Raw genomic sequence first — 10760 nt, forward strand, 5'->3', positions numbered from 1 at the left:
AGCTGGGGCAGCATGACCGTCCTCGTGCCCGCGGCCGGTTCGATCCTCCCGCCGGGCCTCCCACCCGCATCCGCGGGCCTCCCACCCGCAGACGTCGGGGGTTCCGCCGCCGAACCGCCCGACCATCCGTGGCCCGGTGCGCCCCACCCCATGGGGATTGACCCGGCCTCGGCGGTCGGGCCTGCGGCCATCGAGTCGCCCAGGGCCGCGCTGCCCCTGCCGTATCCGGATGTCGCGTCGGCCTCCTTCTACCCGGCTGCTGCCCCGGTGCGGCCGGAGCTTCCGGCGTTGCCGTTCCCCGCCAATCCCGGCGCGCCATGGCAGGTGCCGGAGGTAGCGCAGCCAGCACCGGGCGTGGTGGACACTGCCCGGCTCGCGGACGTCCCCCGGCCCGCGGGCACTCCCCGGCCCGCGGCAGCGGAGCCCACCCCGTTGCACTGGGGCGAGGCGAGCCGTTTCGACGTCAACCGCCCTGGCGCGGCCCTCACCCCGGCCGAGATCCACCAGGCCCCGGACCTGACCTGGACCGGCGACGTCCCCCTGAGCGGCGACGTTTCCCTGAGCGGCGAGGGCCCCCGGCCCGATGACACCTCGCCCGGCGGCGGTAGCACTCCCCGTGACGGGGATCCGGCCACCGGCGACCGGCGGCGGGCCGGCGAGGAGTTCACCGTCCTCGGCCCGTGGGCGGAGCCGATCTCCGCGGCGCCCGCACTTCCCCCGCCCCCGCCGAACATGCCGGTCCGGCGGGCCCCCGCGGCACCGGTCCGAACGGCGGGCTCCTTTGCCGCGGCGCCCCGGGTCGCCGGAATTGCCCAGCAGCCTGCGCCCGCACCGGTGGCAAGCACGGCTCCGGCGGGCGCCGACGGGCTCGCCCACCAGCGTCCCCGGACCGGGGGCCGGCGCGTGCTGGTCGGCGGGTTCGGCGGCGGCGGCGGGCGGACGACCGTCGCCGCGGGGGTCGGCCTGGCGATGGCGGCGCACCATGGCCACCGGGTCGTGGCCGTCGACGCTTCCCCCGACCAGTGCGGGCTGCTTGCGCACCGGGTCGGCCTCATGCCCCCGGGGGTCGGCCTGCGGGAGCTGGCCAGCGCGGTCCCGCCGGTCTCCTCGCTTGAGGACGTCCGCCGCTTCCTGGCCTCCGACGGGTCGGGTGGGCTGGAGGTGTTGGCCGGGATGCGTGACCTTGCCGGCCCCGGCCTGCTACCCGAGGAGCTGGCCTGGGCGCTGGATCTGCTCGGCCACTGGTACCCGGTCGTCGTCGCGGACGCGCCGCCGGGCTGGAACCAGCCCGTCCCCGCCACCCTGCTCGCCCGCGCCGACCTGCTCGTGCTGACCGTCCGCGCCGGTGAGGCCGAGATCGCGAGTGCGGACGACGCGCTGACCGCACTCATCGCGGCCGGCCGCGGTGACCTCGCCGCCACCGTCATCGTCGCCATTGTGGAGACCTACCCGTCCCGGCTCAGCCGCAGCGCCCGGATGCGCCTGGACCATCTGGAGGACCGGGCGTATATGACGGTTCCGGTGCCGTTCGACTCGGGGCTCGCCGACAGCCGTCCGATCAACTGGTTCCGCCTGCGACGGCGGACCCGGTTCGCGTTCCAGCGGCTCGCCGGTGCGATCGCCACCGCCCCGCTGCCCGGCTCCCATCCGGCGGCGGTGCTGGCCCGCCCCGCACTTGCCGCCCCGGCCGGTGACGCCCGCGTCGCGGCATGGTCTCCGGGGAGCTGATTCACGGCGCCGACGGGCACCAGGCCCTGGGGCTGCTCGTGCCGGTCCGGCACCGGCGACTCGTCTAGGCTGCGGAGAATGGCACGCCATCTGCTGACTCCGGCCGGGCAGGGAGACGACGGGGCGGCCGACGAGACCCTCGTCCGGGTGCTCGCCGCCGGCGGCCCGACCGGTCGCGTCGACCCTGCCGCCCTGGCCGACGCCCTGCGCCGGGCCCGGGTCTTCGTCGCGATCGAGGCCATGCTCACCTCGGCTGACGCCACCACCGGCGCCGACAAGACCAGCGAGATGGCGCTGGCCACGCTGCGTACCCCCGCCGGGGCCAGCGCTCTACCGATCTTCTCCAGCGTGACGACGCTCGCCGCCTGGCGCGAGGCAGCCCGCCCCGTCCCGGTGACCGCCCCGGATGCCTGGGCGGAGGCGGTCCGACTCGGCCTGGACGCGGTGGTGATCGACGTCGCCGGCCCGTACTCGACCAGCCTGATGATTGGTCCCGGCGGCGTCGACATGCCGGTCGGTCCAGCTAACGACGCCGAGGCCGATCGCGCAGTCGCCGCCGCGGACGCGCCGCAGCGCGGGGGGCGGGGGGAGTCGCCTGCCGATTTCGCCCTGACGGCGCTGCGCCGGCCCACCACCCCCGATGGCCCGTTGGCCCGTCCTCGGGTACGGGAGGCCCTGCTTTCGATCATGGAACGGGTCGAGGTCTGGCCGGCCGAGCTGGTGGGGCCCGGCGCGGCGGCCCCGCGACCCGTTCTCGCCGTCGCGGTTCATGGGCCGGCGGGGGCCTCGCCGGCAGTGGGGGAGGCAACCGCCCGCCGGCTGTCCCAGCTCTTGGCAGCGGACCCCGAGGCCGGCGGCTCGGCTTCGACGGTGCCGACACATCCGCCAGCCTCGACGTCCCTGCCAGCCGCGACGGTCGCGGCTGGCAGGCTTGGCGCGCCCGCGCCCGCGCCCGAACCCGCGGTGGCGGTGGCGGTGCTGGTGGTCGAGGCCGGTCAGGCTCGGGCGGTGCGCCGGCTCCTGGGCCGTGGCCTGCGCTCCGAGCGGCGCTGGAGGTCGCGGCCTCGCCGCTGAGTCCGCCCGCCGGTCGGCCGGCGGAACATGGTCGTCGCCCGTTCGGGGCGACCGGCCGCCTCCGTGATCGTCCTGTTCGGCGGTGTGGTGCTACTCTTGGCCTCAGACCGATTGCCGGTTGGTTCCACCCATCCGATGGTGCCGTCGTTCGCGACGGTCCTGGCGAGGGCACGGAGCCTGTCCGGCAGGACCAAGCGGGGGTTCGCCCTCCACCCGATGCTGTCGAATGGCGCCGCCTCCACGGGGTGTCTAGAGTGCCGACTGGCCCGAGACCCGGGCTGCGGCCACGGTGGCCGGGTCGCCGGTCGGCCGAGCCGTTCCCACGGTTGTCGGCCGGGAGCCTGGTGCGGCCAGGCTCGGTGCTCCGCTGCGGTGAGGTCATGCCCGCGCGTCGAGCAACGGAGGAACACATCAGCACAGAGTCCCGCATCAATGACCGGATCCGCGTCCCCGAGGTACGCCTCGTCGGCGCGGAAGGCGAGCAGATCGGCATCGTTGCGATCGGTGAGGCCATGCGCATGGCGCAGGAGGCCGATCTCGACCTCGTAGAGGTCGCTCCGACCGCTCGTCCTCCGGTCTGTAAGCTGATGGACTTTGGAAAGTTCAAGTACGAGTCCGACCAGAAGCGTCGGGAAGCTCGGAAGAACCAGGTCCAGACCGTCATCAAGGAAATGAAGCTGCGGCCGAAGATCGATCCGCACGACTACGAGACCAAAAAGGGTCACGTCGTGCGGTTCCTGCGGGCCGGCGACAAGGTCAAGATCACTATCATGTTCCGCGGCCGGGAGCAGTCCCGGCCGGAGCTCGGCATCCGCCTGCTCCAGCGGCTGTCCGCCGACGTGGCCGAACTCGGCTACGTCGAGGCCCAGCCCAAGCAGGACGGCCGGAACATGACGATGGTGATGGCCCCGCACAAGGGCTCCAAGCCGCAGCGGCTGCCGGAACCGGCCGGCCACGTCTGATCCGATTCCGGTGGGTCCGCGCGGTGGTGCTCCCACCGTCCGGACCTCGCCGCGTCGATCGTTCGACCACCCCCCGTAAACCGTCAGGATGTCGACATGCCCAAACAGAAGTCCCACAGCGGCGCGAGCAAGCGGTTCCGGATCACCGGCTCCGGCAAGGTGCTGCGCCAGAAGGCCAACCGCCGCCACCTCCTGGAGCACAAGTCCAGCCGCCGCACCCGTCGGCTGGACGGCGTGGTGCCGCTGACGAAGGCAGACGCAGGACGAATCAAGCGCCTTCTCTCCAGCTGATCGCGCCCCGCTGACGACTCCGGCCCCGGTGACCGGCCCGCCCTGTGCGGTGATCGATCCCGGCCCGGCCGGCCGGATGCACACGAACGAAGGAGACAGGTGCCCTCATGGCACGCGTGAAGCGGGCGGTCAACGCCCAGAAGAAGCGCCGTACGGTCCTGGAACAGGCCAGCGGCTACCGGGGCCAGCGTTCGAGGCTCTACCGCAAGGCCAAGGAGCAGATGCTCCACTCGATGACCTACTCCTACCGGGACCGCCGTGCGCGCAAGGGCGACTTCCGGCAGCTGTGGATCACTCGGATCAACGCCGCGGCGCGGGCCAACGGTATGACCTACAACCGCTTCGTGCAGGGTCTGAAGCTGTCCGGCGTGGAGGTGGACCGCAAGATCCTCGCCGACCTGGCGGTCAACGACGCCGCGGCCTTCACCGCGCTGGTCGAGGTGGCCCGGGCGGCCCTGGCGGCGGCGCCGGAGCCGACCGCCGTCTGAGCCCGTCGCGTCGCCGACCCGTGCCCGCCGCCCGCGTGCTCCCGCCGCCCGATCATGGGCCGGTTGCCGGGCTGCGGTCGGCCCGGGTCGGCTCCGCCCGGCGCCTGCGGCGCCCGGCGGAGCGCCGCGAGCAGGGCCGCTTCCTCGTCGAGGGGGCACAGGCTGTTGGCGCGGCCGTCGCCGCGGGTGGTCTGCTCGAGGTGTTCGTGGGCGTGTCGGCGGCGGCCCGCCACGGCGATCTGCTGCGGGCCGCCGCGGTGCCCGTCCGGATCGTGACGGACGAGGCCGCGGCGGCACTGTCCGAGACGGTCACCCCCCAGGGGCTCGTCGCCGTCGCTGCTCTGCCGGGCCACCGGCTCGCCGATCTGGCCGCTCCTCGTCTGGTGGCGGTGTGCGTGGGCGCGAACGATCCGGGCAACGCCGGCACCGTGATCCGCAGCGCCGACGCGGCCGGGGCGGACGCGGTGGTGTTCACCGGCGGCGGTGTCGACCCGTTCGGCGGCAAGTGCGTGCGGTCGTCGGCCGGCAGCCACTTCCACCTCCCGGTGATCGTCGAACCGGCGCTCGCCGACGTGGCGGCGGGGTTGCGCGCACGGGGGTGCCGAATCGTCGCGACCTCGGGCGCCGCCCATCGTGATCTCGACACCGCGGTGGACGCCGGCGAGCTCGACGGGCCCACTGCCTGGTTGTTTGGTAACGAGGCGCACGGGCTCGACCCCGCCGGCCTGGCCGCCGCAGACGCGGCATTGCGGGTACCGGTGTACGGTCAGGCCGAGTCCCTGAATCTTGCGGTTGCGTCCGCCCTGTGCCTATACGCATCGGCGCGGGCGCAGAGAACGGGTAGGTCCGGTACTGACGGCACCGGAGGAGGTGGTCGGCGGTGGTGAACACCGTCGCATCGACATCCGAGCAGGCGCCGACCGTGCAGCAGCCGCCGCCGGCTCCCGCCGGTGCATCCGTTTCGGCGGCGGGCCGCTCGCCCGGCCTGCCCATCACCGCCGCCCCGGCATCAGGCGAGGCCATGACTGCTGACGACGAGCCCGCGCAGGACCACGGCGCTTCGGCGAACCCCGCCGAGACCGACCACGGCGCAGCCGGCGCAGGTTCGGCCGCGCTGGACGGGCCGCTACCCGCGGCCGCGTTCGATCTGCTGCCCGACGCGGTCGTCGTGACCGACGCCGTCGGCACGGTCGAGGTGTTCAACCGGGCCGCGGTCCGGTTGATCGGCGTGCCCGCGCCGACCGCGGTCGGCCGCCACCTCACCGAGGTGCTCCCGCTGCTCGACGAGCGCGGAAACGACTGGTGGGAGTGCTCGGCGCTCAGCCGGGAGCTGCCGCGGGTCATCGGACAGCCCGAGCGACGGCTGACCTACGCCGGCCCCGTGCACGACCGTGACTTTCACGTCACCGTCCGCTTCACCCGGGTTGCGGGCCGGCTGGCCCGGGTCTCCCTGTCGCTGCGCGACACCCTGAGCCGGGAGCGGCTGGAGCGCAATCGGGCGGACCTCGTCGCCACCGTCGCCCACGAGCTGCGCTCGCCGCTGACCAGTGTGAAGGGCTTCACGGCGACACTGCTGGCCAAGTGGGACCGGTTCACCGACGAGCAGAAGAAGCTCATGCTGAACACGGTCAACACCGACGCCGACCGGGTTACCCGCCTGCTCGCCGAGGTGCTTGACGTCTCCCGCATCGACTCGGGCCGCATCCAGGTCCGCAAGCAGATCGTCGACCTGCCCGCCCGGGTGCGCTCGGTGGTCGACGGCAAGATTGCGGCCGGGGCGGCGGACGCCGGGCGGTTCGACGTCCGCGAGGAGGGCGAGCTGCCCGAGATGTGGGTCGACCCGGACAAGATGGAGCAGGTGCTACACAACCTCGTCGACAACGCGCTGCGCCACGGCGCGGGTACTGTGACGGTGCTGCTGCGCGGCAGCGACACCGGCACGGAGGTGAGCGTGGCCGACGAGGGCGACGGCGTGTCCGCATCGAACGCCGCGCGTGTGTTCACGAAGTTCTGGCGCGGTGCCAGCCGTGGCAACGGCACCGGACTCGGGTTGTACATCGCCAAGGCGCTGATCGAGGCGCACGGCGGCACCATCTCGGTCGGCCGGGCCGCGGGCGGCGGCGCCGAGTTCCGATTTTTCGTGCCCGCCGGCGGTCCGGTGTTCGGCTGAGGCCGAGCGTCACGATCGACCGGCGGGCGCCCCGCGCAGTTCGCGGGCGGCATCGGGCGCACTCCGCGCCGCCGCCGCCGTCGCTGCTGCTGCCCCCTGGCCTTTCTCGCCCGCCGGGGCCCATTCCGGCCGGGCGATCTCTGCCCAGCGAAACGATACGAGGATGAGCACCGTGCCCGCCCCTGGAGAGACTGTCGACCCGTCCCGGGTCCACGCCCTCGACCCCGACCAGCTCGCCGCGGCCGTCGCCGCGGCCCGGGAGTCGATCCGCGCCGCCGCCGACCTCGACGCGCTGGCCGCCGCCCGCACCGCCCACGTGCAGGGCGCCGCCGCCCCGCTGGTGCTGGCCCGCCGCGAGCTCGGCGCGCTGCCGCGCGAGGAGCGCGCCGACGCCGGCCGCCGGCACAACGCCGCCCGCGCCGAGGCGCAGGCGGCCTACGACACGCGCCTGGCCGAGCTGACCGCCGAACGCGACGCCCGCGTGCTGGTCGAGGAGCGCGTCGACGTCACCCTGCCCGCGGCGCGCCGCCGCCGCGGCGCCCGCCACCCGCTGTCCTCGCTTTCCGACCGGCTCGTCGACGTGTTCGTCGCCATGGGCTACGAGGTCGCGGAGGGCCCCGAGGTCGAACACGACTGGTTCAACTTCGAGGCCCTGAACATGGCCCCCGACCATCCGGCCCGCAGCGAGCACGACACCCTCTACGTCGAGCCCACCGACTCCGGCCGGGTGCTGCGCACCCACACCTCGCCGGTGCAGATCCGTTCCCTGCTCGACCGGCCGCTGCCGGTGTATGTGGTGTGCCCGGGACGGACCTACCGCAACGACACCATCGATGCCACCCACTCGCCGGTGTTCGGCCAGCTTGAAGGTCTCGCCGTCGACGAGGGCATCACCATGGCCGACCTGCGCGGCACGCTGGAGGTCTTTGCCCAGGCGCTGTTCGGCTCCGGGCTGTCGACCCGGCTGCGCCCGTCGTTCTTCCCCTTCACCGAGCCGTCCGCCGAACTGGACGTGCAGTGCTTCGCCTGCCGCGGCGAATCGGCCCGCCAGCCCTGCCGGGTCTGCTCGGACGAAGGCTGGATCGAGATCGGTGGCTGCGGCATGGTCGATCCGAACGTGCTGCGGGCCACCGGGGTCGACCCGGCCCGCTACAGCGGCTTCGCCTTCGGGATGGGCCTGGAACGCGCCGCGATGATCAGGCACGACGTCCGGGAGATCCGCGACTTCGTCGACGGTGACGTCCGGTTCGGCCTCCCGTTCGGAATCGAGGTCTGAGCAGATGCTGATCGTGATGTCCTGGCTGCGGGAGTACGTCGAGGGGCTGCCGCCCACCCGGGCGGTCGCCGACGCGCTGATCCGCGCCGGTTTCGAGGTCGAGGGGCTGCGTGGCGTCGGAGGCGATGTCTCCGGTGTCGTCGTCGGGGAGATCGTCGACTTCGAGATCGTGGAGACGAAGAAGAAGGCCGTCCGCTGGTGCCAGGTTCGCGTGGCGGGCGGCGAGGCCCCGTCCGCTTCCGGCGTGCGGGGAGTCATCTGCGGGGCGCACAACTTCGCCGTCGGGGACCGGGTGCCCGTCGCCCTGCCCGGCGCGGTGCTGCCCGGCGGGTTCGCCATCACGGCCCGCAAGACCTACGGCCACGTCAGCGACGGGATGATCTGCTCGGCCCGGGAGCTGGGCCTCGGCGAGGACCACGACGGCATCCTCGTGCTCCCACCGTCGGTACCGCTCGGCGCCGACATCACCGAGCTGCTCGACCTCGCCGACGAGGTCCTCGATATCGCCGTCACCCCCGACCGTGGCTACGCGCTGTCGGTGCGGGGGATCGCCCGGGAGGCGGCGACCGCCTTCGGGCTTCCCTTCACCGACCCGGGCGCCCCGGCATCCGGGTCAGCCGCGTCCGGGTCAGCCGCGATCGGGTCAGCCGCGATCGGGTCGGCATATCCGGTGGTCGTCGAGGACGCCGCGGGATGCGATCGGTACGTCGCCCGGGTGGTCACCGGCGTCGACCCCGCGGCCGTCACGCCGCTGGGCTGGTCCCGGCGGCTGTCGTTGAGCGGGATGCGGCCGATCTCCGTGCCCGTCGACGTCACCAACGCCGTGCTGCTCGGGCTTGGTCAGCCGCTGCATGCCTTCGACCGGGCGAAGCTCACCGGCGCCATCGTCGTGCGCCGGGCCGAGGCCGGGGAGACGCTGCGCACCCTTGACGGCGTCGAACGCACCCTCGATCCCGAGGACCTGGTCATCGCGGACGACACCGGCCCGATCGCGCTGGCCGGGGTGATGGGCGGCGCGAGCACGGAGATCTCCGCGCAGACCACCGACATTGTGCTGGAGGCCGCCCACTTCGACCCGATCAGTGTCGCCCGCACCGCGCGGCGCCACCGGCTGTCCTCGGAGGCCTCGCGGCGCTTCGAACGCGGCGTCGACCCGGCGCTCGCCCCGGTCGCGGCGGCGACGGCCGTCGACCTGCTCGTCGAGCTCGCCGGCGCCCACCCCGCGCCGGGGGTGACCGACCTCGATCGCCGGCCGGCCGTCGCGCCGGTGCTGCTGCCCCTGCGCGAGCCCGAGCGGCTGGCTGGCCGGACGTACTCCGCCGAGGTCGTCCGCCACCGCCTCGCCGACGTCGGCTGCACGATCACCGACGCCGCCACCGACGCCGCCACCGACGGCAGCGCCGCCGGCGAGGGCGTCCTTGTCGTCACGCCGCCGTCGTGGCGGCCCGATCTGACCCGGCCCGCGGATCTCGTCGAGGAGATCATGCGGTTGGAGGGGTACGACACGATCCCGGTGACCCTGCCGCTGCTGCCCGCCGGCCGCGGCCTGACCCCGGCGCAGCGGATGCACCGGGCGGTGGGCCGGGCGCTGGCGTACGCCGGCCTCGTCGAGGTGCTGACCCTGCCGTTCGTGCCCGCGGACGCGGCCGACGCGCTCAGCCTGGTGGCGGACGACAAGCGGCGCTTGGCGGTCCGGGTCGCCAACCCGATCGCCGAGGATGCCGCCTATCTGCGCACGACCCTGCTGTTCGGGCTGATCGCCGCGGCGGTGCGCAACATCGGCCGGGGCCAGCAGGATCTGGCCCTGTTCGAAAGCGGCCGGGTCTTCCGGGAGCAGCCCGGCGCGCCCGTGCGGGTACCGACGCCGCCGGTGGACCGCCGACCGTCCGTCGAGGAGATTGCCGCGTTGGACTCGGTCCTGCCCAAGCAGGCCCGGCATGTCGCCGCGCTGCTCACCGGTCGCCGCGAACCGGCCGGCTGGTCGGCCCCGGGCCGCGAGGCGGATTGGGCGGATGCCGTCGACGCAGCTCAGGTCGTCGCCGAGGCGGTGGGGATCACCTTGACCGTCACGGCCGGTGACGCCATGCCGTGGCATCCCGGCCGCTGCGCGGAGCTGTCCGTCGGGGGCCTGCTTGTCGGTTTCGCCGGGGAGTTGCACCCGCGGGTGCTCGGCGACGCCGGCCTGCCGCCGCGCACCGTCGCGATGGAGCTCAGCCTCGACGTCCTCGTCGAGGCCGCCACGGCGGCGCCGCCGGTCGTCGCGCCGGTGATCTCCACCTACCCACCGGCTGATCGCGATGTGGCCCTCGTCGTCCCGACGCAGGTGCCGGTCGCCGATGTGACCGAGGCGCTACGCGAGGGCGCGGGTGACCTGCTGGAGTCGCTGACCTTGTTCGATGTGTTCGAGGGCGCCCAGGTCGGCGCAGGGCAGCGTTCACTCGCCTTCGGCCTGCGGCTGCGGGCGGGGGACCGGACGCTGACCGCCGCCGAGGCGAACGCGGTGCGGGACACAGCCGTCGAGTTCGCCGCGCAACGCACCGGCGCCGCCCTGCGCGCCTAGGCAGCCCGCGAGCCCAGGCGAGTGCTTCCGAATCGCCAGGTGCTCCAGGCCGCGTAGTCGGTTGTGATCAGAACGGTGTGTCCGCGCCGCTCGGTCCGGATCATCGAGGCGTCGACGTGGGTGCATGTCATGGCCATGGACGTCGAAGTCGTCGACGGACGCCAGGCTTACGTCCGGCCTCGCGGCCCGGTCCCGCAGACCCCCCCACCAC

Annotated in this window: 9 protein-coding genes; all 9 read left to right on the forward strand. The window is 73.9% G+C overall.

Annotated features, from left to right (window positions below; translation table 11 throughout):
- Nucleotides 1-1728, forward strand: a 1728-nt coding sequence (locus tag NBZ85_RS20665) for a hypothetical protein (protein WP_261562433.1), incomplete at its 5' end; no start/stop codon positions are given.
- Between the two features lie 78 nt (nt 1729-1806).
- Nucleotides 1807-2802: an SseB family protein gene (locus NBZ85_RS20670; protein WP_261558525.1), complete on the forward strand. Its 996-nt coding sequence runs from the start codon at nt 1807-1809 to the stop codon at nt 2800-2802.
- A 380-nt stretch (nt 2803-3182) separates the two neighbouring features.
- Entirely contained in the window at nt 3183-3764 is a 582-nt protein-coding gene (infC, locus tag NBZ85_RS20675) for a translation initiation factor IF-3 (RefSeq protein ID WP_261558527.1), read from the forward strand.
- A gap of 96 nt (nt 3765-3860) precedes the next feature.
- Nucleotides 3861-4055: a 50S ribosomal protein L35 gene (gene rpmI, locus NBZ85_RS20680; protein ID WP_261558528.1), complete on the forward strand. Its 195-nt coding sequence runs from the start codon at nt 3861-3863 to the stop codon at nt 4053-4055.
- Nucleotides 4056-4162: 107 nt separating this feature from the next.
- Entirely contained in the window at nt 4163-4543 is a 381-nt protein-coding gene (rplT, locus tag NBZ85_RS20685; RefSeq protein WP_261558530.1) for a 50S ribosomal protein L20, read from the forward strand.
- Between the two features lie 20 nt (nt 4544-4563).
- Nucleotides 4564-5430, forward strand: coding sequence for a TrmH family RNA methyltransferase (locus NBZ85_RS20690; protein ID WP_261558532.1), 867 nt, complete (start codon nt 4564-4566; stop codon nt 5428-5430).
- Nucleotides 5424-6713 (forward strand): sensor histidine kinase, encoded by a 1290-nt coding sequence (locus NBZ85_RS20695; protein WP_261558535.1) that lies wholly within the window; start codon nt 5424-5426, stop codon nt 6711-6713. The genes NBZ85_RS20690 and NBZ85_RS20695 overlap by 7 nt, the downstream gene beginning before the upstream one ends.
- A 172-nt stretch (nt 6714-6885) precedes the next feature.
- Nucleotides 6886-7989, forward strand: a complete 1104-nt coding sequence (pheS, locus tag NBZ85_RS20700) for a phenylalanine--tRNA ligase subunit alpha (protein ID WP_308205035.1) — start codon at nt 6886-6888, stop codon at nt 7987-7989.
- 4 nt (nt 7990-7993) lie between these two features.
- Entirely contained in the window at nt 7994-10549 is a 2556-nt protein-coding gene (pheT, locus tag NBZ85_RS20705; protein WP_261558545.1) for a phenylalanine--tRNA ligase subunit beta, read from the forward strand.
- Nucleotides 10550-10760 lie beyond the last annotated feature (211 nt).

It is taken from the genome of Frankia tisae, assembly GCF_025403405.1.
Classification (GTDB): Bacteria; Actinomycetota; Actinomycetes; order Frankiales; family Frankiaceae; genus Frankia; species Frankia tisai.

Excerpts from the sequence above, each read along its gene's own strand:
- infC (WP_261558527.1), top strand. The coding sequence starts at position 3,183 with ATGCCCGCGCGTCGAGCAACGGAGGAACACATCAGCACAGAGTCCCGC.
- rpmI (WP_261558528.1), top strand. The coding sequence starts at position 3,861 with ATGCCCAAACAGAAGTCCCACAGCGGCGCGAGCAAGCGGTTCCGGATC.
- rplT (WP_261558530.1), top strand. The coding sequence starts at position 4,163 with ATGGCACGCGTGAAGCGGGCGGTCAACGCCCAGAAGAAGCGCCGTACG.
- pheT (WP_261558545.1), top strand. The coding sequence starts at position 7,994 with ATGCTGATCGTGATGTCCTGGCTGCGGGAGTACGTCGAGGGGCTGCCG.
- NBZ85_RS20670 (WP_261558525.1), top strand. The coding sequence starts at position 1,807 with ATGGCACGCCATCTGCTGACTCCGGCCGGGCAGGGAGACGACGGGGCG.